Annotated in this window: 20 protein-coding genes and 10 pseudogenes; 14 read left to right on the top strand and 16 right to left on the bottom strand. The window is 57.5% G+C overall.

Annotated elements, in window-relative coordinates; genetic code table 11:
* Nucleotides 1–67 precede the first annotated feature (67 nt).
* Nucleotides 68–583: pseudogene (locus ASC86_RS25435) on the top strand (transposase); the annotation flags it as partial.
* A gap of 137 nt (nt 584–720) precedes the next feature.
* Nucleotides 721–947, top strand: a pseudogene (locus ASC86_RS26050) (IS3 family transposase); the annotation flags it as partial.
* Here ASC86_RS26050 and istA read toward each other — a convergent pair.
* Together istA and ASC86_RS25430 are read right to left on the bottom strand one after the other, a co-directional pair.
* Nucleotides 944–2,066, bottom strand: a pseudogene (gene istA / locus ASC86_RS24010) (IS21 family transposase); the annotation flags it as partial. The pseudogenes ASC86_RS26050 and istA sit on opposite strands and share 4 nt — an antisense overlap.
* Nucleotides 2,066–2,268, bottom strand: a pseudogene (locus ASC86_RS25430) (transposase); the annotation flags it as partial. The pseudogenes ASC86_RS25430 and istA, both read right to left, overlap by 1 nt.
* Nucleotides 2,269–2,465: 197 nt before the next feature.
* Here ASC86_RS25430 and ASC86_RS26825 point away from each other — a divergent pair.
* Together ASC86_RS26825 and ASC86_RS26370 are read left to right on the top strand one after the other, a co-directional pair.
* A complete protein-coding gene (locus ASC86_RS26825) occupies nt 2,466–2,852 on the top strand; it encodes a hypothetical protein (protein ID WP_056327198.1) in 387 nt (128 codons plus the stop codon).
* Nucleotides 2,786–3,172 (top strand): IS1 family transposase, encoded by a 387-nt coding sequence (locus ASC86_RS26370; protein WP_348270778.1) that lies wholly within the window; start codon nt 2,786–2,788, stop codon nt 3,170–3,172. Before ASC86_RS26825 ends, ASC86_RS26370 begins: the two co-directional genes overlap by 67 nt.
* 100 nt (nt 3,173–3,272) lie before the next feature.
* Here ASC86_RS26370 and ASC86_RS25425 read toward each other — a convergent pair whose 3' ends face one another.
* The 3 genes from ASC86_RS25425 to ASC86_RS25420 form a co-directional block, all read right to left on the bottom strand.
* Nucleotides 3,273–4,283, bottom strand: coding sequence for a glycosyltransferase family 2 protein (locus tag ASC86_RS25425; protein ID WP_082510442.1), 1,011 nt, complete (start codon nt 4,281–4,283; stop codon nt 3,273–3,275).
* Nucleotides 4,276–5,529, bottom strand: a complete 1,254-nt coding sequence (locus ASC86_RS23990; protein WP_156387179.1) for a hypothetical protein — start codon at nt 5,527–5,529, stop codon at nt 4,276–4,278. Before ASC86_RS23990 ends, ASC86_RS25425 begins: the two co-directional genes overlap by 8 nt.
* 80 nt (nt 5,530–5,609) lie before the next feature.
* Nucleotides 5,610–6,728 carry a DUF1972 domain-containing protein gene (locus tag ASC86_RS25420; protein WP_082510440.1) on the bottom strand — a complete coding sequence of 373 codons (1,119 nt, stop codon included), beginning with the start codon at nt 6,726–6,728 and terminating at the stop codon, nt 5,610–5,612.
* A 462-nt stretch (nt 6,729–7,190) separates the two neighbouring features.
* On the opposite strand from ASC86_RS25420, the pseudogene ASC86_RS26820 reads away from it, so the two are divergent.
* From ASC86_RS26820 to ASC86_RS26035, 7 genes and pseudogenes are all read left to right on the top strand, one after another.
* A pseudogene (locus tag ASC86_RS26820) lies at nt 7,191–7,486 on the top strand (transposase); the annotation flags it as partial.
* Between the two features lie 50 nt (nt 7,487–7,536).
* Nucleotides 7,537–7,884: a hypothetical protein gene (locus ASC86_RS26365; RefSeq protein WP_056327185.1), complete on the top strand. Its 348-nt coding sequence runs from the start codon at nt 7,537–7,539 to the stop codon at nt 7,882–7,884.
* A 252-nt stretch (nt 7,885–8,136) separates the two neighbouring features.
* Nucleotides 8,137–8,538, top strand: coding sequence for a hypothetical protein (locus tag ASC86_RS26815; RefSeq protein ID WP_056327183.1), 402 nt, complete (start codon nt 8,137–8,139; stop codon nt 8,536–8,538).
* Nucleotides 8,539–8,544: 6 nt separating this feature from the next.
* Nucleotides 8,545–8,949 carry a hypothetical protein gene (locus ASC86_RS23965; protein WP_244477685.1) on the top strand — a complete coding sequence of 135 codons (405 nt, stop codon included), beginning with the start codon at nt 8,545–8,547 and terminating at the stop codon, nt 8,947–8,949.
* 217 nt (nt 8,950–9,166) lie between these two features.
* Nucleotides 9,167–9,583, top strand: a pseudogene (locus ASC86_RS23960) (ParB N-terminal domain-containing protein); the annotation flags it as partial.
* Nucleotides 9,584–9,585: 2 nt separating this feature from the next.
* Nucleotides 9,586–10,344, top strand: a pseudogene (locus ASC86_RS25410) (strawberry notch-like NTP hydrolase domain-containing protein); the annotation flags it as partial.
* Between the two features lie 232 nt (nt 10,345–10,576).
* Nucleotides 10,577–10,682, top strand: a pseudogene (locus ASC86_RS26035) (type II toxin-antitoxin system prevent-host-death family antitoxin); the annotation flags it as partial.
* A gap of 184 nt (nt 10,683–10,866) precedes the next feature.
* Here the strand turns inward: ASC86_RS26035 and ASC86_RS23950 are convergent.
* From ASC86_RS23950 to ASC86_RS23925, 6 genes and pseudogenes are all read right to left on the bottom strand, one after another.
* Nucleotides 10,867–11,956, bottom strand: a pseudogene (locus ASC86_RS23950) (ISNCY family transposase); the annotation flags it as partial.
* Nucleotides 11,957–12,217: 261 nt separating this feature from the next.
* Nucleotides 12,218–12,478, bottom strand: a complete 261-nt coding sequence (locus ASC86_RS23945) for a hypothetical protein (protein WP_056327177.1) — start codon at nt 12,476–12,478, stop codon at nt 12,218–12,220.
* Between the two features lie 331 nt (nt 12,479–12,809).
* Nucleotides 12,810–14,120, bottom strand: a complete 1,311-nt coding sequence (locus tag ASC86_RS23940) for a calcium-binding protein (protein ID WP_056327175.1) — start codon at nt 14,118–14,120, stop codon at nt 12,810–12,812.
* A gap of 250 nt (nt 14,121–14,370) precedes the next feature.
* Entirely contained in the window at nt 14,371–17,871 is a 3,501-nt protein-coding gene (locus ASC86_RS26990) for a hypothetical protein (protein ID WP_056327173.1), read from the bottom strand.
* Nucleotides 17,872–18,274: 403 nt separating this feature from the next.
* Entirely contained in the window at nt 18,275–18,490 is a 216-nt protein-coding gene (locus ASC86_RS23930) for a hypothetical protein (protein WP_056327171.1), read from the bottom strand.
* Between the two features lie 424 nt (nt 18,491–18,914).
* Nucleotides 18,915–19,073 carry a hypothetical protein gene (locus tag ASC86_RS23925; protein ID WP_156387178.1) on the bottom strand — a complete coding sequence of 53 codons (159 nt, stop codon included), beginning with the start codon at nt 19,071–19,073 and terminating at the stop codon, nt 18,915–18,917.
* 317 nt (nt 19,074–19,390) lie between these two features.
* On the opposite strand from ASC86_RS23925, the gene ASC86_RS23920 reads away from it, so the two are divergent.
* From ASC86_RS23920 to ASC86_RS23910, 3 genes are all read left to right on the top strand, one after another.
* Nucleotides 19,391–20,227 (top strand): Hint domain-containing protein, encoded by an 837-nt coding sequence (locus ASC86_RS23920; RefSeq protein WP_056327167.1) that lies wholly within the window; start codon nt 19,391–19,393, stop codon nt 20,225–20,227.
* 151 nt (nt 20,228–20,378) lie between these two features.
* Complete coding sequence (locus ASC86_RS23915) at nt 20,379–20,714, top strand: DUF982 domain-containing protein (RefSeq protein ID WP_056327165.1); 336 nt, start codon at nt 20,379–20,381, stop codon at nt 20,712–20,714.
* Between the two features lie 195 nt (nt 20,715–20,909).
* Nucleotides 20,910–22,307, top strand: a complete 1,398-nt coding sequence (locus ASC86_RS23910) for a calcium-binding protein (protein WP_056327163.1) — start codon at nt 20,910–20,912, stop codon at nt 22,305–22,307.
* Between the two features lie 36 nt (nt 22,308–22,343).
* Here ASC86_RS23910 and ASC86_RS23905 read toward each other — a convergent pair whose 3' ends face one another.
* From ASC86_RS23905 to ASC86_RS23885, 5 genes and pseudogenes are all read right to left on the bottom strand, one after another.
* The gene (locus tag ASC86_RS23905; RefSeq protein ID WP_056327160.1) at nt 22,344–22,550 is read right to left on the bottom strand and encodes a hypothetical protein; all 207 of its coding nucleotides are present in this window, start codon (nt 22,548–22,550) and stop codon (nt 22,344–22,346) included.
* A gap of 137 nt (nt 22,551–22,687) precedes the next feature.
* Nucleotides 22,688–22,999: pseudogene (locus ASC86_RS27085) on the bottom strand (hypothetical protein); the annotation flags it as partial.
* Nucleotides 23,000–23,225: 226 nt separating this feature from the next.
* Nucleotides 23,226–24,410 (bottom strand): hypothetical protein, encoded by a 1,185-nt coding sequence (locus tag ASC86_RS23895; RefSeq protein ID WP_056327157.1) that lies wholly within the window; start codon nt 24,408–24,410, stop codon nt 23,226–23,228.
* Between the two features lie 45 nt (nt 24,411–24,455).
* A complete protein-coding gene (locus ASC86_RS23890; RefSeq protein WP_056327156.1) occupies nt 24,456–25,202 on the bottom strand; it encodes a TfuA-like protein in 747 nt (248 codons plus the stop codon).
* 6 nt (nt 25,203–25,208) lie between these two features.
* Complete coding sequence (locus tag ASC86_RS23885) at nt 25,209–26,345, bottom strand: YcaO-like family protein (RefSeq protein ID WP_082510436.1); 1,137 nt, start codon at nt 26,343–26,345, stop codon at nt 25,209–25,211.
* Nucleotides 26,346–26,349: the final 4 nt, after the last annotated feature.

Raw genomic sequence — 26,349 nt, 5'->3', positions numbered from 1 at the left:
CAGAATGGATTAGAGTCCGGCTCATTAAGGACGGACGAAGAAGAAGCAGAGATTTACGGAAGAGCAGATTATTGCAGCGCTGAAGGAGCAGGAGGCTGGCGCGAAGGTGGCTGGGCTCTGCCGCAAGCACGGGATTTCGGAAGCGACCTTTTATAACTGGAAAGGCAAATACGGCGGCATGGAAGTCTCCGAGGCCAAACGTTTGAAGGCGCTTGAGGAGACGGGAATGCCACGCTGAAGAAGTTGTTGGCCGAGCAGATGTTGGATGTTGCCGCTCTTCATGAGCTTCTTTCACAAAAATGGTAGGGCCTGCCGCCAAGCGCAACGCCGTTGCGCATCTGAAGGCCGTGATGGGCCTCTCGGGCGACGGGCCTGCCAGATCATATCTGCCGACCGCAAGATGGCCCGTTATCGCTCCAGTAGACCGCTTGAGGTCGAACTGCGGACGAGGCAGCGCGATCTGGCCAATGAGCGACGACGTTTCGGCTACCGATGGCTGTTCATTCTGCTTTGGCGAGATGGGGAGCCTTCCGGGGTCAATCGCATCTACCGGCTCTACTATGCTCGTCGACCGGCTCCGCGCNGAAGATCGGCCTGGCATCTGCCGATCAGGGCGCGATCTGGCCAATGAGCGACGACGTTTCGGCTACCGATGGCTGTTCATTCTGCTTTGGCGAGATGGGGAGCCTTCCGGGGTCAATCGCATCTACCGGCTCTACTGCGAGGAAGGGCTGTCGGTCCGCAAGCGGAAAGCCAGACGGCGTGCCGTCGGCACGCGTGCGCCGATCCTAGTCGAAGCGAAGGCCAATGCCCGCTGGTCGCTGAATTTCGTCCACGACCAGTTTGCCTGCGCAAGGAGGTTTCGCGTGCTCAATATCGCCGATGACGTGACGCGCGAATGCCTGGCGGCAATCCCCGACACATCGATCTCCGGGCGTCGGGTCTCCATCGCGACTGGCAAAACCCATTCGCGGAAGGGAGCGCCGTTGCGCAAGGCACCGGGTTTGCGAGCGAGGACAGGCACATAGTGCCAGGGATTGTAGACGGTCTCGCCACGCCAAAGCTGCGCCGATGTTCGGCGACCGTCACCCCATCTTGCTTGATGACGATCCGATCCGCATAGGCATGAACCTCGACAGGGCGGCCAACGGCCGTCGATGGAACCGAGTATTTGTTGTTGTCGAAGCGGACGGTCCAGGTGTTAGATACTGACGCTGGCACGCAATGGAAGCCGTCGAACGGCCCCGCATAGTGCACGAGGCTGCCTCGCTCGGCTTCGAACATCTGCCAGATCGTCTGTCCCGTCTGGTCGGGATGGCTATGAGCCTTGGCATAGGCAATGCATTTGTCGAGCAGCCAGACATTCAGTTCCTCCAGGCTTTTGACCCTCAGGCGTGGTGTGAAGAAGCGTTCCCGCACGAGGCCGACCTGGTTCTCGACCTGTCCTTTCTCCCAGCCGGATGCAGGCGTGCAAGCTACGGGATGGACGAGATAATGGCTGCACATCTACAGGAAGCGACGATTGTAGAGCCGTTCCTTGCCGATGAAGACGGCCTCCACCGCCGTCTTCATGTTGTCGTAGATACCGCGCGTGCAGGTGCTACGGAAGAAGTCGAAGGCCTTGTCATGCGCGTCGAACACCATCTCCTGGCTCTCACGCATATAGGCCCGCGCGAACATCATCCGGCTGTGGCAGAGTCGGACATGGGCGACCTTCACCGTCGTCGTTACCCCTGGATCAGGACGATCTTGTGGCTCCAGTCGAACTGGTAGGCTTCGCCGGGCGCGTAGTAGAGCGGCACGTAGGCTTCGGTTGTCACGGCCCCTCAATCCTTCGACCATCCCTTCGCATAGCGCCGGATCGCATCGTAGCTGCCGTCTTAACCCAGCGCCCGAAGCTCTTCGTAAATCCGGATCAGCGTCAGCCGTTCACGAGAGGGCTTGCCTTCGTTCGCGGCCAGAAAGCGCTCGATCTCGGCCTTCCAAGCCCCGGTCTTCGGCAATGGCTGGCGTTCTCGCTCGTAGGAAAAGTCAATCTCATCGGATCGCAGTATTTGGCGCACCGTCTCTTCAAGCGCGAATTCTCGTCCTCGAGCAGCTTCAGCTTCCTCATCTCTGGCGGCAACACACCGGCATATTTCTTTTTCCAATTGAAGCAGGTCGCCTGGCTAATCCCGCCTTGCGGCAGATTTCCGCAACTGTCACCCCTTCATCGCCCTGCTTCAGAATGAACGCCTTCTGCGCGTCCGAAAACTGCGATACATTCATCGTCTTCCGTTCTTTTCCCAGCCAGGAAAAATCAACGGAAAACTCTAACCAACATCGGTCCAGTTTGAAGGGTTTAGATCAGGTTCAGATCAGCAAAATCCTATGTTGACGTCTGCAAACTTGCGGGGCAGTGTTTACAACTGCCCCCTTTGCGATTCTACTTCCGTAGATTTGAGTGATTTGGGGAGGATGCCGATATGGAATGCCCACGCTGTCACGGCCAGGATTTGCGCAAGGCCGGCTTCAAACTCGGGGCTCAACGATATCGCTGCCGGACCTGCGGCCGCTGGTGCACCGACCGGGCGCCGAAATTCATCGCTGAAACGAAAGCACAGGCCATCGACATGTATTTGAACAATGTCGGCATTCGCAAGATTGCCCGCTTTGTCGGCGCCTCTCCTGCCGGCGTCTTGCGCTGGATACGCAAGGAACACGACAGCATTCAGCGCCGTCTTGGCGAAGCAAAGCCTGCCGCCGACAATCCACCCGATGTCATCGAGATGGACGAAATCTATACATTCGTTCAAAAAAACAGCAGCGCGCTGTCATCTGGACGGCGTTCAGCCGCAGGCTTGGCCGGGTGATTGCCTATCATATCGGTGACAAAGGCGTCCGGCGTGCGATTGCCATCTATCAACTGGCAAAACAGGCGGTCGGAAACATCAGCCATATCTATACCGATGCCAATTCCTGCTACCGGTTGGCCTTCGAGCGCCATGACGTCAGCGAACCGCATACCGAAACCAAGGCGCAAACCCATCTGATCGAGGCATCCAATTCCTCGATCAGGGATAATCTCGCCCGCTTCAACCGCCGGTCCAAGCGTTTCTCAAAGACCCATCATATGCTCGACATCACGTTGAACCTGTTCTTCAACAGGCATCTCATCACGAGTCAAACGTGAACACTGCCACTTGCGGGGGGGGATTACCAAGGTCCCAACGGCGCAAGTTCACCGGTAAATAAACCCCTGAAGCCCCAATGACCGGATGCCCACAATATAATCACGTTCGCAAAAGCATCACGTCTATATAGCGGCGTACCTTGCGAGGCGTAAATATCTTCCTCCCGGCGATGCTTCCTTTAGCGATTAAGGGAAACCCAAGAACCCAGGAAAGTGCGCATATAGCGGCTCTCGAAGTTGAGTCTGCGATGTGGCTTTCGGCAATCTTCGTAGCTCCATCTCGCGAACCGAATGCAAGCGCACGGAGGGCTCCACGGATAATCACTTTTTGAACATGCGGATGCATTTTGGATACGAATTCGAACACATCTACCTGTGTGCTGATGGCATCAAGACGTTGATCAAGTTGATTGTCCTGTGCAGCATACTTTCCCAGAATAAAATATGCAGACTGCCTTGCGAAGCTGTCCGAGCTATATGATATGCCATCGAAATCGATACATCGGATGTACAAAACCTCCGGAACAGTAAGAAATTGGCACTGTTTTATCATTCGAAGCCAAAGATCGTTATCCTGGGAATATTTAAAAAACGGCCTATATCCCCCAACATCCTCATACATTTTTCGACGAAACATCACCTCCCCATGTGTAAAGCAAGGATCGCGAATTATTGAAGTTAGATCTGCTTCATTTGCGTTCGGGCGCCGTACGCGAACAATTCCGTTTCGCTCGATATAATTTACGTAGTGGGTCCCAACTACGCCAACGTTTGGGTTCCTGTCCAATGATTCTACTTGTCGCTCCAGGCGCTGAGGGAGTGAGTAGTCGCCGGCGTCATGGATGGCGACATATTCTGATTTTGAGGATGCTATCGCTTGAATTAGTCCTCTGGTTAAACCCATATTGCACTCATGTGCAACCACGCGAAACCGAGTGTCTCCGCTTGCGGCCACGAAGTCGTTTATCATCGACAAAGTATTATCGGTAGAACGATCGTCAAATATAATAAATTCGACGTCATCGAAACTCTGCTCCATTAATCCGGTCAACGTTCTTTTTACAAGATGAGGTCGATTATAGAACCCACAAATCAACGAAACCCTAGCCATTATCAACTGATCCCGAGAACTGTAAGGACGAATTAAAGGGCACAGAACACCCAATAATAAAACCAATATACAATGTAATTGGCCAAGCCTCTACCGACGTTATTGTTAGCCCTGAAACAGTCACAATAAATAGGAGAGAGGAAGATAAGCTCACAAGCCCCTTACCCGTGCGGTCTTTTAAAACAGTCTGTGTGATTAATATCACCAAAATAATTGTAACAATCGCTCCAAATTCGAATGTATATTTGAGAAATATATTGTGTGGCTCAATCCATGCCGCCCCAATATCGATGAAGTCAGTCCCGAGAGTACTACCTGCTGAGCCAGGCCCAAAACCCAATAGAAGGGCACTCGGAGAGGCCTTCATGAACTCCAGGAACTGCACATAACTTTCTCCTCTATTTAAAAATCGTGAATCATCCAGCACGGCGTCGATAATTCCCCCCAGCACATCAAGATCAAAACAGGCGCATAATAAAATAATCAGAACAACAAAGACGGAAATATAATATACTCTTGGCAAATTTCGACCGACTAATTTTCCGATCAGCAACATTAGCGAAATAATCAAGAACGTCCTAGTCAAGGACGCGTAGATTGCAAATGCGGCTATGCCAAGGAGAACACATCTGAAGATAGTATTTGGCCTTTCGTCGAAAAGAATAATTGCGATCACCAAACATCCGGCCATCCCCAAATGAAATCCAGACGACAACACGGACGTCGCACGAGTTGCGCCGGAGATCTTGTTCGCGTACTCGGACGCCGACTGGGCTGCCAAAAGTTGCTGATCAAATTCCCCGATCGCAAAATATTGCTTAACTCCATATGCGCAGACTATTGTACAGGAAACTAAAACCCAGAATAATATCTTGCTTCTATACTCGATTGACAATACAGACCCTATAAAGATAGCCATTAGCCACATGAGAGATTTCCTAATGCCCTGATACGCGACGAACAGATCTGGGTAAGGCTGCGCAGCGACCGCCACAACAAAAGAATATATCAACATATAAATAATTAAATATAGTATAATCGATTTCGTTCGTCGAAGAAAACACATAAGAAATGTTGTAATGAAGATTAAATCTGTCGCTCCGATTCCCAGCCGGCCAAAGCCGCTGGAAAACCCCCGAAGCCCCGATGCTATTGGAGCAAGCAATATAAAGGAAACAACCGCTAAGTATATATTTCGATCGATTCGTGTTTCACTCGCACGTCTATTTTCGATTAACAAATCCATCTTTGTTGTCCCTGTTCAGGCAATTCTGCGCTGACGAAATTTACTACATATACAGAGCTTCTCAGACACTGATCACATAGTTAGAGACCCGACGAATTTGATATCACTGATAAATATTCCGAATGAATTATCTCGAAGCGATACCTGATATCGTGCAGTTTTAGGCTTTCCTTATGGGCAGAATTTCTTAATTCTACATCCGCTGTTACTTTAATAATCGCCTCCGCGCATTCAATTATGTTGCTAAAGTAGAGATGGTGACGTCCCGCAGTCCAACGATTGAATTTGTTGTCGTGGGCAATTATTATGTTCCCCGCACCAAGGGCCTCAACCAAAGATGGATTTGTCCCCCCAACTTGGTGCCCATGGATATAAGCCAAGCTATGAAATCGCAACGATTGGACTGTCTCAATTTCATATATTGCGCCCAAGAATACCACATTGGAATTTGCCGCCTTCTGGATCGCTCGATGGTATTGATTCTGTTCTGGAGAAAAATTCCCAAGGATAATAAGTTTTTCAGCGACTCCTGATTTCGTATACGCTTGAACTATTTCGAGTAATGAATTTTCAGGCTCGATCCTAGCTATCGAAATGAAATAGTCACGTGGCGCCAAATTGTACTGTGCGATCAAATCTTTGTTTGCATCTGTTACTCTGTGAGCGCCATACGGGATGACAATTGATTCTTTGCAGCCTCTTTTGTATAGATGCTTTGCAATTTCCGGATGATCAGCAATGGGCACGCTTGCTAGTTTCAGCCCAAGCCATTCGTTTGCCCAAAACCAAACCTTTGCATATCGGCCCCACTTTCTTCTATGCCATTCTATCCCATCCATATTAATGAGCACGGTCCGCCGAAAAATTCGTTGTAGGATTATGAATATCGCAGTGTTGTATCCTAATACTAAGTCTATTCCTGGCCGGTTTAGTACGTTTAACGTAGCTTTTAAATCAAAAAGGATAGTTGATAATGGTCCAGAACCGGGAACACTAATATGAACACGCCGTATACCTTGCCAAATGTCTTCACTTCCTGACTTTGGAGTATTTGGATCACGAGAATCGTGTTGACAATAGACAACGACGGCCCATCCCTTATTATGCATGAAAGGAGCGAAATTTTGAACAAAGCTTTCAAAACCGCCATGAGCAGCTGGTATTCCTCGAATTCCAAGTATATTAAGCGTTTTTGTCATTTACTTTCCTGGTAAATATTAATAATTAATTACCTTTTTCAGAATGTATCTGAAGAAATTTACGTTGTTGTTTGTCGCAATTTAATGATTTTCTCTTTATTTTGAACGTCCTTCAGTCCGTGGGAGCAATCGATAATCGCTTATGGCCTCATTTCGGATTGGCATATCTAAGGGCGAGTTCTATCTCGCAGAGGTGAAAAATTCTCTTATCTCTTTTGACTGTTGCCTGCCAGTGAACTTTCAAAGGCACACCGCGCTGGTTCTTCGCAGATGTGTTTCAAGTGTTTTCCACGCCTCATCTGAAAGCCAGAACAATGACTCCGTCATAGCCTTGATCCTCCTCGACTCAATGAAAGAGAAGAAATGCCAGTAGAATCAGGCTATTGTTTGGGTCTCCATCCTAGGCTCAGGAGCTATTAATTTGACATGAGATGTGATTCACGTTTCTAGAAGGAGAGCGAGATGAGTGATTTTTTCTGGTGAGCGAGCGCCAGATGGCTCGGATCGCGCCGCATTTTCCCTTGGCGCATCGTGTTCCCCGAGTTGATGATCGCCGTCTCGTCAGCGGCATCGTCTATGTCATCAAGTATGGCCTTCAATAGAAGGATGCACCCAAGGATTAGGGGCCGCACAAGACGCTTTACAACCGCTTCATTCGCTGGAGCCGCTTTAGTGTGTTCGACCGCATCTTCGCGGCACTGGCCGGTGAAGGTTCCAGGTCCGAGCGCATCATGATCGACACCACACATCTCAAGGCGCGGCCGTCGCCATCGGGGTTTCGGGCGGCAAGGACAACCAGGCCGCAGCCATGGCGACCTTCGAGTATCTCGATCGGATCGGACATTCCGGCCCGCGCCTGCTGATCCATGCCGACCTCGGTTCGGTGGAATGGGCGGGTTCGCTCCCGACCTGCAAGCAACTATCCGATCGCCTCGGCGCCGAGCTCATTGTCGTCCACCGCAACCAAGGAGGGCTGATGGACCGCTGGGAAAGCCGTTTGCGATCGAACGTCGCGCGCTACGAAAACCTCAGCACGGTGACGCTTGTCCCTTGCTGGAGCACGCCGACGATGCGGTTTTGCACGTCCGAGCTCAAGACTTCGAAAATTCATGCGGAACTCAAACGCCGGTTCAGCGACTGCCGATCATTAATGTGACCGGCGTCCGGCGCGAACAAAGCCCCCAGCGCGCCCGCGCCGCGATCATGGACCATAAGCTCGGTGAGCGAATATGAACTTGGCGGCCTATCCTCGACTGGTCGGAGGCGGACGTCTTCGCCTCGCTGGGCGCCTGGGGCATCGAACCGCAGCCCGCCTATCGCCAGTTCGGCCTCAGCCGTGTGTCGTGCCGCTTCTGTATTATGTCCAGCCTTGCGGATCTGACAGCGGCCGCCGCCTAGCCGGAAACGCATGACCTGTATCGCCATATGGTCGGCCTTGAAGCCCGCAGCACGTTTGCGTTCCAGGGGACTGGCGCGCTGGCTGGGCGATATCGCCCCGCATCTCTTGCCGCCGCAGACCCGCGATCTGCTGGTCGCCGCGAAGGACAAGGCTGTCCGGCGCCGCGCGGCCGAACGGCGTCTCACCAAGTCGATGCTCTATATTAAGGGTTGGCCTCGAATGCTCACCGATGGCGAGGCCGATCTCCTTGCCGAGGTGCGCAGAGAGGTCAGTCCCAGGCTGGACTTGCGCGCCCGCTACCTCGATCGAACCGCGATCCACACCTGCTATGCGGAATTGCTCGAGCTGCACGCCAGCAGGGGAGGGGGCATCACAGACATTTCGGCCTCTCGGCGCTTGCTGGTCCCGTAGTGCTCAATGAAGAAGCGCGTTGGCCCGGCATGGATGCCGGCGCGTGATCGGTATGATGGCCCGCTGTGGCGCACGCTTCGCCATGTCGATCCCGACGAGCAGAAGGCGCGGGGCGCCTTCCTGTCGGCCGAATATGGTTTTCGGGATGCGAGGACCATGATCGAGAATTACGACGCGCGCATGACGCCGGAGATTGCCGCCAGCATGAAGACCGGCGGGCTCGGTAGGCGATGGCCCCCTCCGAAAACCCAGAGGCACGTCATGCCATCCGGCGAGCATGCCGGCACGCACATTGCCTCGATGACCAGGCACCGTCGCGAATCATTCGTCGAGGTCTGTCTGGTCAGCGGCTCCCTCTATCTCGTTATCATGCACCTTTCATCGACCTGTTCCGCGAGGACAGATTCGTGACGGGGAGCGCGCCTGTTACGGAAATCTGCGCTCCGATCGGCATCATGCGGCGGCTGCTGACGACCTGGCTAGGGCCATCATACTCTGCCGCGGACGACGCGGGCGCAGGCGGCAAGCGGTGAGGGCGGTGGCCGGGAAAGGAGGGAGAGGGGGGGCGTTCGTGGCGGATTGAGGTGGCTGGAGAGAGGCTCCGGCCGGTCCGCCGTGGAGAATTGACATGGCACAAGCCATTCAGAAAATCGCGCTCAACGTCGGGCGCGATATCCCCTTCAACAAGCTCGTCCTCAGCCAGCAGAACGTGCGCGAGACCAAGGCCGGCGTCTCGATCGACAACCTCGCCGACGACATTGCTCGCCGCGGGCTACTGACGAGCATCAACGTGCGCCCGGAGCTCGACGCCGAGGGCAAGGATACCGGCACCTATCCCATTCCGGTCGGCGGTCGCCGCTACCGTGCGCTGAAACTGCTGGTCGACCGGAAACAGCTGACGAAAACGTCAAGCGGGTGGACTTGCATCCGCTGACGAGTTCCGCGCATGATGGTGCTGCGCGAACAGGGGCTCGACGAAGAAGAAATCACCGCCCGCTTCCACATCTCTGTTGCGACGGTGAAGCAGCGGGTCCGACTGGCGTCGGCTCTTCGTCAACCGCATAGAACTCCATCGGCGCGCTGTCCAACGGCATTCTCCGCGCCTGCGCCGTGAAAATGGCTGCGCGTAAGGCCGCCGAAACACTGCGCCGCGCCGCGGTTGCGGGATTGCGGTCCCGAGCCGCGCTCTTTCCCCGTGCATCGAACCGGGTGCCCCCCCTGCCCGCGCTTGTCCATGACGAGATCGTCGAACTCGCCTACGAGTTACGCGATGCGCCGCCGTCGGCGCGCCTGGATGTCGCCGATGGCATCTACGAACCCTACGATCTCTGGGCGATCCGAATCCCGGACGCCAGGCCGCATCCTGACAAGCTGGTCGAGTCGTCGCCATGGCACCGGTTGCCCCGCCCAAGCCCAGCTATCGGCCCCATCTCCCCAAGAACGTATCACCACCGGCGATCTTTCGGATGCCCAACTCGAAAGCGTGATCTATGCCGGCGAAACCCATTCCGGCCATCTTGCCGGCTATTGGAAAGTTGATGCCCCCTCGACAATCTCACGGCCCTCACCCCGGAAACCGAAGGCGCGGTGCGATACCGTCGTGGATGGTTTCTCGGCGATGGCACAGGAGCCGGGAAGGATCGGCAGGCCGCGGGCATCATTCTCGACAATTAGCTGAAGGGCCGCCGGGAGCACGTCTGAATCTCGAAATCCGAGACCCTGATCGAAGATGCCCAGCGTGATTGGAGCGCGCTTGGTCAGGAGAAGCTGCTGGTCACGCCTCTGTCGCGCTTCCGACAGGGCAAAGCGGCCCCGTTCCACCGAAACAACGATATGCTCTCCGTCATGCCGGCCGGCGTCATCATCTTCCCGGGCTTTGGCATCACCGAAAACCTTCGCGACAAGGTCCGCCGCTTTGGTATCACCGTCTGGGAACTGAAAGCAGACGGCGCGTGAGCGCCGTTTTCTTGCAAATCTGGGAAATCTGGATATTATAGAGGTCGACATAAGCAGCACGCTGTCTCGCATGGTTGGCGCTCCGCGCCAGGCCCATATCGCTTCGCAGATGCCGAGCGAGCATGCGGAACTGTTCGGTGCCGCGATCAACCGGCTGGCGCGGTGAAGGCTATGATGATGAGCCGTGAATATCTCCCGGTCAGGCGTCAAAGCTGAATAGGGCTGCGACGTTGTCAGCCAGTTAGAAACGCGACACTGGCTCTGACAATCAGACCCCGATCCGGCCGGGCGGGCCGGGTTGAAAAGGGCGGAGTGGGGGCGGGTGAGGGGCGCCCCTTCGGCTTTAGCTTTGAGACTATGAGTGCCAGCGGTTCATTCGGCCGCCTCCATTCGTGACAGCGCCTTCTGCCTTTTGGCAATTACCTCCGGATCATTCATGAAATCCGTCCGCCGGCCGGGTTTGCCGCCGCGCTTCTGATAGCCATTGGCAGTGCTGCCGTCACGAAGGCCGAACATATGATCCGTCTGGCGGGTGCGGCGAGGGACACTCTTGCTGCGTTGCTGCTCCCGCCCGGCCTGGAGTTCAGCCACGGCCGAGAGCATATCGTCCAGCCGCTTGTTATCGACGACTTCAGCGCGATGCACGGAGCGCAACGTGTCGAAGGTACTTTAGGGCAGGGCAAAGCTCTCGTTCATGATCTCGAGCCGCCCGTCCGGATAGTCACAAACCACGACTTTCTGGCCTGCCAAAGGCCTGGAGATCTCGGTCGGATCGAGAATGAACAGCACTTTGTCGTAACGCAGTGTCAATGACTGCGACAGCGTGCGGACTTCCTTGCGACACATGGCTCCGTCGAGGTTTTCGTGGTTGGCCAGCGGCCGGTGCATGTCCTTCGGATTGCGTGGCGGCTTGCCAAAGCGGTCGTTAAAATCAGCAATGAACTCAGGCGCATAGGCATCGGCTTTCTCGATCGTGTCGATGCCGCATCTCCTTCACCAACCGATCCTGCAATGTCTGATTGGCACGCTCCACCCGGCCCTTGGCCTACGGAGTGTTGGCGCAGATGATGTCGATGTTCAACTCATAGAGCGCCCGCCCGAACTGCGTCAGGCCGCTCGTGCGGTCCTTCTCCGACGCATGGGGGAGCGAAAGACGCCGTGCTTGCCGCTGTAGAAAGCCAGCGGCTTGCCCCATTGCTGCAGATGGGCCTTCGTCGCATGCAGATAGTCGAACGTATTCTCCGAGCCAGCAAGGCGAAGATGCAAGAGCTTGCCGGTGGCATCGTCGATATAGACAAGCAGGGCGCATTTGGGGCCGCGGTTCTCGAACCACCAGTGATGCGACCCGTCGATCGCGTGGCTGGAAAACCCGTTTCTTACGCTCCCGGCGCGAGATCCAGATGCCTGCCTGGGTCATCCATTGCCGCAGCGTCTCCTTGGCGACAGAGATCCGGTGCGACTCATCGCATATCCATATTTATGGAACTTTTAGGTGACCCACCCCATATGAAAATCATCGAGATGTTCGTAAAACGTGCACGGGCGAACCGGAGCGGCCATCGTACGACAGATTGCAGCTGGCCAAGGCGTCACACATGATTACTCTGATAGCAGGGTCACGGTTGAGACCAATCTCTGCATCCGACCGCGTGGTGGAGGCGGCCTGCGGATAAGCTTGCTTCGCGAGTGTCTCGGCCCAATTGAAACGAACGTCATTCTCAGTTCAAAATAGGCCGCTCCCGATCTGAGAATCCGTCAGCGTCAGCCCCGTCACAAGACGTTGGCCATGGGGCGCGAGTTTGCTGCCAGGTGGATGGCCTTGCTTGGCGGCGACAAGAGTGCCGACTGACCGATGAAGGACCATCATGTTGTTGACGAAACGAGGCGAAACGCGGAAATGCCGAGCCGCTTCCCGGTTGCTATGACCTTCATTCGCAAACGCAACGACACGCACACGCAACTCAATCGGATGCGGCTTGCCCATGGCGCTTCTCCTTCCATGGGCACAGTGAATCACATCATGCAAAACGAAAATCATGAATCGGGTTAGCTGCGACACGCTTTAGCTCTCATCCAAGCATCAAGGCATATTGTGGTGCGACCGGATGTCTTGCTGGGACGGGCGGTGATATGTCTCGGTCTCCCGGCGCTCCCAGGCTGAAAATAGAACAGAAACTCGCGCGGCACTTCTTACACGAATCGATCGGCAAATGGCTGTAAAAACGAAGCTTCAGCTTCCGGGGACCTGCATCGGCCCCTCAAAAGGGGCCGATAACGCCTCTAAGCAATCTTGCCTCAATCTGCCAAATTAGGTGCTAAACAACAACGAAATCCGCTGCCGTCAGCGCTGCCTTGTTGCTCAGTATGGCGAAAAGGACACTGCCGCCTGACGCGCTGCCGTTGCTGTCGTAGTAAAGTTTTCCTGTGTCGGTTTCGTAGATGATGCGGTCGCTGCTATCGACGGCGAGGCCTGTCGTATTTGCTTGGAAGGCCCCGGCCGCAAGGGTGCCGGTCGCTGTCAGGGCGGTGAAAATCGCGTTTTCAAGCCGGATCGTATCGACGGTGTTGAAATCCGTGATCTTGTCGACATTGGTCGAGGCATTGAGGGCAGTGTTGAAGAGGAAGATATCGCTGCCGCCTTCGCCTTCCAGTTTGTCGTTTCCCGCACCGCCGACAAGAAGGTCATTGCCCGCGCCGGCTCTGAAATGGTTCGCCGCCGAGTTGCCGTATAGTTTGTCGGCGGCGCTCCCGGTCCGGGCACCTTCGATGCTGTTTAGCGTATCGGCCTTCCCGAAGCCGTCCGTTGCTTTCTGGGCGACAAGATCGACCGTTACGCTGCCGGTGCCGCCACGTCTTTCGTCGCGGTCGTAGCGGACGACATCGACGCCGCCGCCGCCCTTGATGGTGTCACGTCCGCCAAGGCCCATGAACGTTTCGTCGAGGCCAGTTCCAATGAACGTATCCGCAAATTGTGTTCCGCGGAAACTTTCAAATTCCGTGAAAGTCTCGTTGTTTCCCCATGGATCGGTCACCGTCCCTTTGGTGGCGTCCAAAGCGATACCGCGAAAAGCGGTCGGCGTGTAATAGGCATCGTCGAAGGCCAGCGTGTCATCGGTACCGCCGTTGCCGTCGTAGGTGTCCTTGCCCTCGCCGCCGTGAACGAATTCGTTGCCGGAGCCGCCGATGAAGGTATCGTTGCCGCCGTAGCCGGAGAGATCCTGATCGCCGGCATTCCCCGTGAGGGTATCGTTGCCGCGCATCAGGAAGCTTGCCATATTATACTGGTCATAGACATCGGCGGCATCGGAAAAGGTCTCGAGCCCAATGCTCAATCCCGTCAATTCCTGCATCTTGGTCGTGCCGTTATGAAGGTAGACGGTCATGGCCGTCACCGTTCCGCCGGTGGCATTGCCGGCTGAATCGAACGTGAAGCCGCTGCCGGTGATGTTCAATTTCAAGCCGTTGGCCAGATTGAACTTGAGCGTCGTTGCCGATTTGCTGGTCAGCGTCGCCAAGTCGAGATTAACGATCTCTTCGAAAAACGGCAGGTAATCAAAGCCCGCCAAGGCCGGGGTGTAATGATCCGGATACACGCCCCCAGGGAAATAGGTCTTGAAATTTGCCATGAAAAATTCCCCCTGTTGTCAGCGCCCTTTTTTAAGTTGGGCAACGCTATTTTTCAATTTTACTAAACTGCAATTATACATGTGTGAGGTAGAATAACCAATCTGCTTTTGTTCTCTTGACAGTTTATTATTGGGTGTTTCCGTACCGATAGCGAACAGTTAAGAAACGGATCACGAATAGAAGCCGGTGTCTACCTCAATAGAGGTAAGGTGTACCTGTAGATGAGATCCGGCTGGAGCGCCGGCGCCCTCAGACGATGATATCGAAATCCGTTGATGTCAGGGTGAGGCCCTTGCTTAGCGATGCGAACTGCACTGCGGCGGCACCACCATTTCCGTCGGCGTCGTACCAGAGTTTACCGTTGGTCTTGTCGTAGATGATCCGATCCGAGGTATCGTGGGCCGCAGAGCCGACATAGAATGCCGCGGCGTTGAGATGGCCGACAGCGCCGGCCTTCGTGAAGATATCGTGATCGAGGAGAATGGTATCGTCTTTGGCAATGAAGTCGGTGATGGTGTCGATATTCGCCGAGCCGAGCTTTGTGTCGAAGACGAAGCTGTCCGCGCCCGAGTCTCCGGTGAGGATATCCTTCCCGAGGCCTCCGTAAATTTTGTCGTTTCCCGTACCGCCGGCGATCTTGTCGTCACCGGCGTCACCCTTGAGCGTGTCGTTGCCGGCGAGGCCCGTTATCGTGTCGTTGCCGCCGCCGCCCGAAATTATGTTGCCGATGGCGCTTCCCTTGATGACATCGTTGAAATTCGAGCCGACGGCATCCTCGATACTCGTTCTCGTCGCCAGCTTGGCGGCATCCTTGATGGCGGAGACGACGTTGGCGGAGCTGTCTTCCAGTTGCACGACGCCGCCCACACCGAGCTTGCTCGTCAGATCCCTGTAGGTGTCCGCCACCCCGTCGGCGACGGCGAAGATCGGGAAGATCCCGGCCTTGAGCAATGCTGCTTTCAACTGCGCGATCGAGGGATAGTCTTCGGAGGTGCCGGTGCCCTCAATGACGTTGTCGCCATCGTTCGGGGTGGTGATGCCGCCTGCAACGCCATCTCCCGCGACATGGTATGCGGCATCGGTGAACAGCACCACGACGCGCATGCTCTCATCGCGGAAACCGACCTCGCCGTCGGCGCGCTTGGCGACCTGGAAGAGCGCTTCGATCTGGGCTTCCGGTGAATCGTTGCCGCTCAGGATCGACATCGCGTTATAGGCATCGCTGACGACACTGCCGTCTTCGCTGACGCTCTCGAAAAGCTTGTAGACGTAATCGCCGGAGCTTGAGCCGAACGGCGAGGTCGGCTTGTCGACAAAGCCGACGACCCCGAACGCGCTGTCGCTGTTGACGGTTTTCACCGCGCTGACAACCTGCGGAACCAGCGTCTTCACGGTGGCGATATCATCGCCGAAGGAGCCGGAAAGATCCTGCAGGAACACCACGTCCAAAGGCAGCGTACTCGTGCCGCCGGCTGCGAGCGTCAGCTTCTGCCCGGCCGCGGTCGACGACTGGCCGGCCGCAAGATCGATCGCGGCCGCCGATGTCGATTTGCTCGCGTCGACGATATCGTGCTCGCCGAGCGAATCCTCGACGACGCCGGTCCCTTTTCCGGTGCCGAGCATGTAGCGATCATTTCCAGAGCCGCCGATCAGCCGCTCGCCGGTGCCGGCTCCGGCGTCCAGCGTGTCGTTGCCGTTACCGCCGATCAGGATATCGTTGCCACCGCGGCCAAACAGCTGGTCGTTGCCGTTGCCGCCGGAAAGCACGTTGGCGCCATTGGTGCCGTAGAGCACGTCATTGCCATTGCCGCCGGTGACGTTTTCGATGCTGACGAAGGTGTCGATCCCGGCGCCTTTCGTATCTTGCGCCGTGGTCTTTGCGAGATCGACGACAACCGCAGCCGAAAGGCCCGTATAGTCGGCCGTGTCGGTACCCGCGCCGCCGTTCAGGAGATCGTTCCCTTCCCCGCCCCGAAGCACGTCATTGCCCTCAAGGCCGTAAAGCTTGTCGTTGCCCTTGTTGCCGATCAGCAGGTTGGCGACCGTGCTGCCCGTGAGTGTGTCATTGCCGGACCCGCCTTCCAGCCCCTCTATACTGACGAGGGTATCCTGCCCTGCCGTCGCTGCGGCCTGTGCCGTCGTCTTGGACAGGGACAAGGTAAGCGCTGCCGTTACTTCGGAATAGGAGGCAAGATCGAAGCCGCTGCCGCCATTCAGCGTGTCATTGCCTTGCAGGCCGCGGAGAGTATCGTCACCGCCGCCGCCCGAAAGGATATTGGCGGCGGCACTCCCGGTCAGCCTGTCGTCGAATGCCGATCCGATGAGGTTTTCGATCGAAACGAGCTTGTCGAAGCCTGCGCCTTTCGTGTCCTGCGATCCCGTCAGCGACAGGTTCACCGTGACGCCTGCCGTCGCATCCCCGTAACTGGCAGTGTCCACGCCGGTACGGCCGTCGATAAAGTCGTCTCCCAGCCCGCCGGTGAATGTATTGGCGGCCGCGTTTCCAAACAGCTGATCGTCGAATGCCGACCCGATCAGGTTCTCGATGCTGGAGAAGGTGTCCTTGCCCGCGCCGGTGACCTGCGCAGCCGCGATGGCGAGATCGACTTTCACGGCATTCTTCGCCGTCGCATAGCTTGCGGCATCGCTGCCCGCACCGCCCTTCAGCGTATCGTCGCCATCGCCGCCGATCAGCGTGTCGTTGCCGGCGCCGCCATCGAGGATGTCATTGCCGTTGGCGCCGTCCAGCACATTGTTGCCGGCATTGCCGGTCAGCGTGTCGGCATAGCTGGAGCCGATCAGGTTTTCTACCAGCTGGAAGGTGAGTTTCGCGCTGGTGTAATAGGTCCAGGTCGTTGTCGTCGCCGTGAGCGTCAGGGTGATGCTGGTATAGATATTGGCGAAGGAGACGGTATCACTGCCTGCGCCGCCGTCGAAGGTGTCGGTACCGTAACCGACCAGCAGCGTGTCGTTGCCGGCGTCACCGAAGACCGTGTCGTTACCGTATCCGCCATCGAGCTGATCGTTGCCGTTGTCGCCGTGCAGCGTGTCGGCGCCGTAGCCGCCATCGAGCTTGTCGTCATCGTCGCCGCCGTTCAGCTTGTCGTTGTCGGCGTAGCCGTAGAGTTCATCCTTGCCGCTGCCGCCGAATAGGGTGTCATTGCCGGCATCTCCATAGAGCTTGTCGGCGCCATTTTCTCCGTAAAGAGTATCCGCGCCATTGCCGCCATAGAGCGTATCGTCGTCATTGCCGCCATAAAGCTTGTCGTTGTCGTCGCCGCCGTTCAGGTAGTCGTTGCCGTTTCCGCCGTAGAGAGTATCAGCGCCGGCATTTCCGTAAAGGTTGTCCTTGCCGTTGCGGCCTTCCAGACGGTTGGCATTGGCATCGCCGGTCAGGCTGTCGTCAAAGGCGCCGCCAATGAGGTTCTCGATCCCCAGAAGCGTCTTGTAGCCAAGGATGGTGTATTGGCTGGTCGTGTAGCCGAGGTTGAGGTAGAGCGAACTCGACGCCGTTGCGAAGGTTGCGGTGTCTATGCCGAGACCGCCGTCCAGAGTGTCGTCGCCGAGGCCCCCGTCCAGCAGGTCGTTGTCCAGCCCGCCCTTCAGGATGTCCTTGCCGTCGCCGCCGAAAAGCTGGTCGTTGCCGTCCAGGCCAATAAGCGTATCGTCGCCCGCAAGCCCGTAGAGGGTGTCGGCGCTATTCGTGCCCGTGAGAGTATTGTTGGCCGAAGTCCCCGTCTTCGTGACCATATCGCCCACCTCCTGGTAATAGAGAACATGACCGGCAAAAAACGACAGAACAAATGTCGGCCAAAATTTCTAGAACGCGGATATAAGGTGCTCAAGGCGAACATTAGGGTGTCTTGAAGTGCGCCTCATACGCCTGGCATCGCTGGAAGCGTAGCGAAGCTACGCCTTATTGCGGACGTTGGATCGGGAAACCGTTATCTGATCGCATACCGCCTGGCCGCGAGCCGTTCCCGGTAAGTTCATGCACGTGCACATAGCGTTCGTGATTGATTCATGCTCCCTGCCCCGTTTGGAGGACGCGGCAACACAACGCGGTTCAGGCCAAAGGGGTGGTTTTCGATGTGGTGCGACGGAAAGCGGGCATTACCAACGTGATGGGAGCGAACAGAAGAGATCGTTCCGACTAACCTTCGCGGTAGAACTGGAACGTCGGAGGCGGCCTGCTTTCCATCTCGACCACAACAGCGACGAACAGGATCAGCGCCGGCCACGTCACGCAAAGCGCCAAACCCGCAACCCTTGCAGCCGTCCACGATGCGTTGCGCCCTTCCCCTTCAAGATATGTCATCGACAGAAAAAACAGCGTCACGAAAAAATACAGATAAGCAGCAATCACCATCACGCAATCCTCTCACGGTTTGCGGTCGCGGGCCTGTTGCGCCGCGTTCCTGCTTTATCAGGTGATGCTCCGCCTTTGATCTGCGCCGGTCAACTAGCCCAAAAGAGCTAGTCCCCCAGTCGCGCATCAGGCAAATGACCGGTGTGGCGACGGTTAGAGAATTAGAATTATCTAAATAAAATTTGAACGATTGCCGAACGTTTGCCGCACGGTTTAGGAATGTCGGCCCGCTTTACATCCTTTGGGGTCTCGCCGGAGATTTATCGAGGCGGAAAAGAGCTAGGTCCTAGGACGCCCGATTGGGTCAGCCGTGTCAGGAAATATGTAGGCGCAGAACCGAACCGCTGCCGGCTTTCAAAGCTGGCAGACCCCCGTCAGGGCCAGGCGGCCCGGCCGCGCGGCAAGCTCACCGCATGCGGCAGCGTCAGCGAGATTCGCTCTTCAATTCCTGCGTTCGCCTGCGGCCATAGTCTTCCGCCTCTTCCTTCGTGCGAAACCCATGGTGCTCGGTGGTTTCGTCGTGGAATATCGAGGCCACCCATACGCCCTGATATTTCTTGATGACGATCTTTATCTCGCTCAAAACAACTCCTTTGACCTGCTCGAGGAAATGCAACTCTAAGAGATGTCGCGGCAGCTTACACCCCTAAAATGGGGTGGTATGCCGGTTCCCGCTTCGGCCCGGCCGTATAAGGCGGACGCAAAGGCAATGAGCAATCCGCAGTCTTTTGGAAAATGCCTCATCCGGCTCCCACAAAAGGATGAGCCTAGTACCAAGTTCTAGTCTTTTTTAGCGCGAGAGGCGGGCTCAGCACAACCATTTTTGCAGATAGTCCCACCCGGCGAATTGGCGCAGCATGCAGGTTAAAGTGCGGCTCGAATACCTGCGAAGGAGAAGACATGTCTGGTGGAGACGAATTTCCCAAACTCAACCGCGCGCGGCGTCACTTTCTGGGGCTCGGCGCGGCCGCGGGTGCCAGGATCGCGGCCCTCGGCATCGCCGCGGCGATGCTTATACCCGGACGGAATGCCTCTGCACTCGGAACGCCGTGGTGGAAGAAAGGCGGCGGCGGTGGCTCGGGCGGGTCCGGCTCCATGTGCTTCTTCCGCAATACCTGCATCCGGACCCCTGACGGCGAGGTCATGATCGAAAATCTGCGGGCCGGTGACATGGTGCTCACGGCAGGCGGCGAACAAAGGCCCGTAAAATGGATCGGCCGCCAGCTTTTCCGGCCGGGCAATCCGGCGCGTCACCAGAACATCATGCCGATCCGTATTCGCCGGCATGCCCTTGCGCAGAACGTGCCCCATAAGGATCTCTATGTTTCGCCAGGCCACGCCTTGTTCCTCGACGGGGCACTGACGAGGGCAATGGATCTTGTGAACGGAACCTCGATCGTGCCGGCGCTGCCGCCGGGCGTTGACACCATTGAGTATTACCACATCCTGCTCGACCGGCACGACGTGATCGTCGCGGACGGTGCTCCGGCCGAAACCTTCCTGCTCACCGCCGGCAACCACGAAAACTTCGCCAATTTCGCGGAGTTCTCACGCCGCTACCCGCTGGACGCCTATCGCGACATGGAGCCCTATGCCGCCACCGTCGGGGCCATGTCCGGGCGCACGCATCTGAAGGAACTCATGCGTATGGGCCGGGATTGCTTTCTTCCCGACCGGAAGCGGCCGGTCGGAACCTGGGAACGCATCGCGACGCGCGGCAAGCAACTGGCCGGCTAGAGCACCCCTGCGACCAGGCGGAAGCGCTTGATCGCAGATCAGATGATCTAGATTGCAAGAACTGGAGCGTCCTTTGCGCATCCTTTGGCGCGCAAGGCGCGCCTAGGGCTGGCATGAGCCGTGCGGGCGCCTTCTTGTCGAAAGGGGGAACATGATGATCCGTGATGTTTATTGGGCCATTCCGCTGCAAGTTATCATGCAAAATGGTTTGCCCCGGACTTTCGAAAGCATCTACGAGGCCCTGGATTTCCTGGAGGAAGAATGGCCGATCAAATACGGGGAGGAGCACTGGCGGGCGATTTGCGAATGCCGTAGCGCCTTGAACAGGCAGACGCCCGCCGCTGCCGCCCGCGAAGCCTTTCTCTCTGCATGCAAGGAAGCGGCAATGCCGGTCGTGCATGCCGACCGCACCCATATGAGCTTTGCCCGTCGACGCCGCGCCCTGTTTTTGAGATCGGCGCCCGGCCGTCCGCATGTGAGCAAGTGATTTTCATATTACCGGTATTTTATGTATAACTTGCGGAATAAATTGAGAAATCATCCAATTTTAATCACGATGAATGGCGTATATCTCCATTTTTTCCGCACCGTGACGCTGATCGTAAACGACCGGGTTGTCCCGCCGAGAGGTTGTTGCTGATCCAGCCACCCCTGTCCGGCCGTTATGATTGAGGAGCTTGTCATGACCAAATATACGGGCACGTCCGGCGACGACAACCCGGTCCTTTCGAAGAACGAGCGCCACGAGATCTATGGCTTGGGCGGGAACGACCTGCTCAACGGCGGCGATCTCCGTGACGAGATCTACGGCGGTATCGGCGACGATCTCATTTCCGGGCTTGACGGCTCCGATGTGCTGATCGGCGATGCCGGCAGGGACACGATCTATGGCGGCGCCGGTGCCGACCAGATCGACGGCGGTGCCGGGGGCGATTATCTCTGGGGCGGCGATGGCAGCGACGTCATTTCCGGCGGCGCAGGCGACGACTCGCTGAACGGCGAGCAGGGAGACGACCGCATCGACACCGGCGCCGGCAATGACAATGTCGATGGCGGTGCCGGTGACGACATAATCACCATGAACAACAGCCTCGTCAGCGACAAGAAGACGATCCTGGCCGGCACGGGCGACGACGTTATCTTTGCCGGCCTAGGCGCCGACAATATCGACGGCGGCGCCGGTCAGGATCTGGTGAGCTATGCCAATGTGGCCATTGCCGTCACCATCGATCTGGAGACCGGAAAAGGCGGCGGCGGTGCCGCCGGAGATATCTTCCGGCGCGTCGAAGATATCACCGGCTCCGCATTCAATGACAAACTCCTTGGCAATGGCGCCTATAACGAGATTCAGGGTCTGGCCGGCAACGATACCATTCGCGGCGGCGCCGACGGCGATTACCTCGACGGCGGCGTCGGGACCGATACGCTGGATTACAGCACCTCCGATCTGCGGGTTAAGATCGATCTTGCGGTCAATTCCGCATCAGGCGGCGACGCGCAGGGCGATCTGATCCTCAACTTCGAATCCGTGATCGGTTCCGGTGCCGCCGATCTGCTCTATGGCAGCGCCATCGCCAACAGCTTGCGCGGCGGAAACGGCAATGACGTTATCGATGCCCGCAACGGCAACGACAAGCTCTACGGCGACGGTGGCAACGATACGCTCAAGGGCGGTGTTGGACTCGATGCAATATCCGGCGGCGCCGGCAATGATACGCTGATTGGCGGCGCGGGCGCCGATACCCTCGCTGGAGGCCTGGGAGCCGACAAGTTCGTCTATCTTGCGGTCGCGGATTCCAAGAATATGATAACGGATCGCGATACGATCGCCGACTTCAACCATGCCCAGACGGACAAGATCGATCTCAGCCAGATCGACGCCAACAGCGTGCTGGGTGGCAATCAGGCATTTTCCTTTATCGGAAGCGGTGCCTTCACCGGCAGCGCGGGCCAGCTTCGCTACATCAAACAGGATGGCGATATCTATGTTTACGGCGACGTGAACGGCGACAAGACGACCGACTTTGCGATCCATCTCGACAATCTTGCCACGATCGCCGTCGGCGATTTTGTACTGTAGCACAAAAACCGCTCAAACACCTGTACGTGGCGAGCCCTAGTGGACGGAGCGCGGACGCCCTATGGGTTCCGGGACGGGAATCGAGCGGGCCACGCAGAATTCATGAGCTGCTTCAGCCGCTTCGGTTTCGTTGTCGAACGGACCGAGCACGGTGACAAATCCTCCAAGCTGAATGGTCATTGTTTTGTGTTCGATATTATAAAAAAATTTGGCGGTTCCGGGAAAATTATCTTCTTGGCTCATCTATTCAGCTTGGCGGTTTATCGGGTTGCAATAGGCCATCATTCATACGCTTCAGTTTAACGAATCCGGCAGTTAGTACAACGATAGCCGATTGCCGCTTGTTGTGAAGCGATTTCTAATAAATCAAAAGAAACCGGCTATTCGCGGTTTCGCTGGGGTGCGAGCACCATGACCTGAGCATAGGCCTGCGGCGAACGATTTCCCGGCATGTTTTCCTCCAGCACCAGCGATTTTACGTCATCGGAGCGCACGTCGAGCGCAATGATGCGGTCGAGCTTGTCGACCGACCAGACCAGATAGCCCAGCTCCGGCGCATAGCCGCAATCGCAACCGCACTCCCCGCCTTTTATGGCTTGCGGCAGAACCGGCAGATACATGATGCGTGGTTTGGCGAGCTTGTAGCAATGGCCCTCATAGGCATAGCCGTAGATGATGCCGACGCTGACGATATCGGTGTCCTGCCTGAGATCGGTGACGACAGAGCCGGTGCCCGCGCTCAGCCGGATCATCCGGCCGTCGGCGACCACCTGGCCGGACGATCCGGTTTTCTTGCCGCCGGCCGTATCGACCTGACTGCGTCCGTAGAGACGAACCTCGCCGGGGTTAAAGGCTTCGTCATCCGTGCCCACATAGGGATTTCCGCTGCAGCTGCTCATCGTCTTTTCCTTTCAGGGTTCATGATGGAATGATGATTTCGCGCCAAATGAAGTTTTCGTTCAGCCGGTCCGCCGCATGCCCATGGGCGGCGTTCACGATCGCGCGGGCGGCAAATTCCAGGCTGAGATTATCGGGGTCGAGCATTCTGAGCGACTTTGCCATCGCCCGGCCGATCTCGTCGCGCGCTGTCACCAGCGCCCGCTTGAACGCCAGCGGATCACTGGAAAAGGCATCCGCGGTCAGCATGCGGAACCGGTCGAAGTCCTCGGCGGTCAGGTCGCGCAGATCGGTCTCGAGAAGCCGGCCCTCCGCATGGCCGCTTTTCACCAGCCTGAAGTGGTAGGCATCGACGATGCTGTCGAAAATCGCGCCGATGAACGGCAAGGCGCGATCATGGACCTCGCGCGTCACCTCGGACATGCGGCGGAAATTCGTGGCGAGACGGATCTGCGTTTCCGGGCTGGTTTCGGCAAAGCGATTGAGTTCGTTATAGAGAAGCAGATTGCCGCGTGTGCGACGCAGCAGCCGGTCGATGGCGGAATCGAAGTGCAGGAACGAGATCAGCGACACGCAATCCGAAAACGCCTCGGAAAAGACGAAGAAATCGTCACCGCGCGCAAGGCCTGCGGGGAGCCCGGTTTCGGACAGGCTGATAAGATGCCCCATCTCATGAGCGATGCTGTCGAAGTTCAGTGCATAGGGCCGGCGCGTGCCGCCGATATCGGAATAGCCCAGCTCGAGAAAACCGTAACCCGCCTGTGCATTCTGCCAGTCCACCAGTGGCACGATTTCGAGCTGCGGATAGATTTCGCGGAAAAACCAGGCAATCGGCCGTTCCAGATAGCTGTGCCAGACATCGAGCACGAAATGCACGCAGGCATAGGCATGCACGCCGAGATACGAGCGCGATTGCGGATCGAGATAGTCGAAATGACGATCGGGGCCAGCGCGGACGGGAGGATGACAAGGCCCCGTGAAGGGCGGCAGGCTGCCCGACGCATAGGGCTGCTTGTCGAAAAGCGGATCGGCGACATACATCAGGATATCGCTCGGCCCGTCGGAAATCTCGTCCCGCGGGATGTTCAGCCAGACGCGATCCGGCTGTTCGTAGCCGGGGATGAAGGGGGGCTGCGGATAAATCCAAAACCGGGTGCCGAGACGGGTTTCGGCTGTCGCCGGTGCTGCGTTCAGATACGGGCTCATCGCACAATATCTCTTCCAGATGGAGGCATGCAGCTGCAACCTGCATTAGTATTTTCTTATTAAAGAAATGTCAATATTTGCGGCTTCCAGGTCCCGCAGCATGGTGTTCGTCACCGGCCGTTGCGGCGGCGCGGAGACCTGCCGGTGGGCTGCGATCTCAGGCAAAAGGCGTAGAGCCTGCATGGCATCCGCAGCCTTTTGGCGGATGATCTGCGAGCGCAGGCGGGCGCCCATCCCGGCCGGAAAGCCGGCAGTGGAAAAGGCATTTTCAAAGGTCCGGCGTCGGAAATCGGTTGCGCGGGCGGCGGCGTCAAGCGCTGCACGCTCCGTCGGTGACAGGAGGCCGCGGCGCATCAGTGCCGCGAACGTCCGCTGCAGGTCGATCAGGGTATCGTTCAAAGGCATGAAGCCGAGTTCGGCGGGCGCGGACTGCAGCGCGACGGCATCGTCGGGGGCGAGCGGCCAGCGGCGATACCAGCGATAGATCAGGCCGACCCCGATCATGCCGAACGGTGCAAGCTCGGCCGCGCGCAGCGCCCCGATGCTGGCCGCGCCCACCATGACGATGCCCTGGGCCATCGCCCATAAGATCTCCTTGTGACGCACCGCGGGCCGATGCTCGAACTGACCGTCGATGAGCAGCATCGCCCGCGGCCGAAAGGCATGGGCCGCCAGGAGAATATCGCCCTGCCCCGCGGGCTGCAGGAAGATGGCGTCGAGAATGCCGCGCGCATCCGCCAGCCGCACGGTCGGGCCGATGAAGACGAGAAGTGGGCCTTGACTGTCGGTCATCGCGTCTCACCGCACCGTGACAAAGGGGAGCCCCGCCGCAAGTACGGCACGCACGCAGTGAATGCCTCCATCCGCGCCGACGGGAACGGCGATCACAGGGCCAAGCCTGGAGGCGATGCATTCGACGATATCCCTCACGCTCCGCAAATCAGGAGCTTTCGGTGTGTCTCGCGGAGCTGTTGCGGGATCGATAATAAGCCGTCGAGCCTTGTCGATGATCTCCCTTTGGTTTTGCCGATAATGGGTGGCGGTCAGATCGTCACGCACGCCGGAAATCACCGCCGCCCGCGTGACGAGCGCTTCGAGTAGCGCGGCGGAGGCGGCCTGCTCAAAGGTCGGCGCGGCGGCATATCCCTCCGTCGGCAGGCCGAGCAGCGGGGCTTCCTCCCCGGTTTCGATCGTCTGGCACCAGACGACAGGAATTCCCGCCGGTGACGGCGGCGCCCAGAAGGCGGCTTTGATCCCGCACCCGGCCGCGGCCACCAACTGCTTTCCCACATCGTCGCCGAGCTGGTCCGGCGACAACCGCATTCGGTCGAAGAAGCCGTGGGTCGCAAACGCCCGCGCCATGGCATCCCGTTCGAGGCATTCGAACAGGCCATGCCGGAAGGCGCCGATGGCCGTGCTGTGGCAGGCCAAGCCGGTTGTCGTCCGATAAAACAGGCCGTCATAGGGCAAGGGCGGCTCGGTGTAGCAGGTGTGAACCAGTTCCAGCGGAACGGGCATGGCGACATCACCGACGACATCGAGCCCGAGGACCCAAGCCGTCTCGATGCCGCGCCAGTCCTGCCGCCGGTGCGGCAGAGCCAAGGCGTCGAAGACATAAGGAGGAAGGTCGAGCGCGTCCGCAGTCGCCACGAAGACACGCGCCGGCGGGATGACTTCGGCATAGACCCGCTCCATGGATTCCATCAGGGCGCCGACAGCCGCTTGCCTCAGTGTCTTCCCGCGCCCGAGCGACGTGACTTCCGACAGCGCCTCGGGACGAACGGCCTGGGCCGCGGGAAGGCCCAGCCGGTCGAGACCTGTCAGGTCGCCAAGCCGGGTGATGCCGGCACTGCGGCAGATCGGAAAAATATCGCGCAGATAGCGGTCATCCTCATCGGACGGTGGAGCAAAGGGCGCGGCGCAATCTTGCTGCATCGAC

Origin of the sequence: Rhizobium sp. Root1212 (assembly GCF_001424985.1) — a bacterium.
GTDB lineage: Bacteria > Pseudomonadota > Alphaproteobacteria > Rhizobiales > Rhizobiaceae > Pararhizobium.
This window is presented reverse-complemented; position numbering and strand designations above follow the sequence as displayed.

Bases quoted from the DNA above. Each gene is read 5' to 3' on its own strand.
- ASC86_RS26990 (WP_056327173.1), bottom strand. From the start codon at position 17,871: ATGGTCACGAAGACGGGGACTTCGGCCAACAATACTCTCACGGGCACG.
- ASC86_RS23915 (WP_056327165.1), top strand. From the start codon at position 20,379: ATGATGATCCGTGATGTTTATTGGGCCATTCCGCTGCAAGTTATCATG.
- ASC86_RS23930 (WP_056327171.1), bottom strand. From the start codon at position 18,490: ATGGTGATTGCTGCTTATCTGTATTTTTTCGTGACGCTGTTTTTTCTG.
- ASC86_RS23895 (WP_056327157.1), bottom strand. From the start codon at position 24,410: ATGAGCCCGTATCTGAACGCAGCACCGGCGACAGCCGAAACCCGTCTC.
- ASC86_RS23910 (WP_056327163.1), top strand. From the start codon at position 20,910: ATGACCAAATATACGGGCACGTCCGGCGACGACAACCCGGTCCTTTCG.
- ASC86_RS25425 (WP_082510442.1), bottom strand. From the start codon at position 4,283: ATGGCTAGGGTTTCGTTGATTTGTGGGTTCTATAATCGACCTCATCTT.
- ASC86_RS26815 (WP_056327183.1), top strand. From the start codon at position 8,137: ATGACCTGTATCGCCATATGGTCGGCCTTGAAGCCCGCAGCACGTTTG.
- ASC86_RS25420 (WP_082510440.1), bottom strand. From the start codon at position 6,728: ATGACAAAAACGCTTAATATACTTGGAATTCGAGGAATACCAGCTGCT.
- ASC86_RS23885 (WP_082510436.1), bottom strand. From the start codon at position 26,345: ATGCAGCAAGATTGCGCCGCGCCCTTTGCTCCACCGTCCGATGAGGAT.
- ASC86_RS23945 (WP_056327177.1), bottom strand. From the start codon at position 12,478: ATGGGCAAGCCGCATCCGATTGAGTTGCGTGTGCGTGTCGTTGCGTTT.
- ASC86_RS23965 (WP_244477685.1), top strand. From the start codon at position 8,545: ATGAAGAAGCGCGTTGGCCCGGCATGGATGCCGGCGCGTGATCGGTAT.
- ASC86_RS23905 (WP_056327160.1), bottom strand. From the start codon at position 22,550: ATGAGCCAAGAAGATAATTTTCCCGGAACCGCCAAATTTTTTTATAAT.
- ASC86_RS26365 (WP_056327185.1), top strand. From the start codon at position 7,537: ATGGCGACCTTCGAGTATCTCGATCGGATCGGACATTCCGGCCCGCGC.
- ASC86_RS23990 (WP_156387179.1), bottom strand. From the start codon at position 5,529: ATGGATTTGTTAATCGAAAATAGACGTGCGAGTGAAACACGAATCGAT.
- ASC86_RS26825 (WP_056327198.1), top strand. From the start codon at position 2,466: ATGGAATGCCCACGCTGTCACGGCCAGGATTTGCGCAAGGCCGGCTTC.
- ASC86_RS23890 (WP_056327156.1), bottom strand. From the start codon at position 25,202: ATGACCGACAGTCAAGGCCCACTTCTCGTCTTCATCGGCCCGACCGTG.
- ASC86_RS23940 (WP_056327175.1), bottom strand. From the start codon at position 14,120: ATGGCAAATTTCAAGACCTATTTCCCTGGGGGCGTGTATCCGGATCAT.
- ASC86_RS23920 (WP_056327167.1), top strand. From the start codon at position 19,391: ATGTCTGGTGGAGACGAATTTCCCAAACTCAACCGCGCGCGGCGTCAC.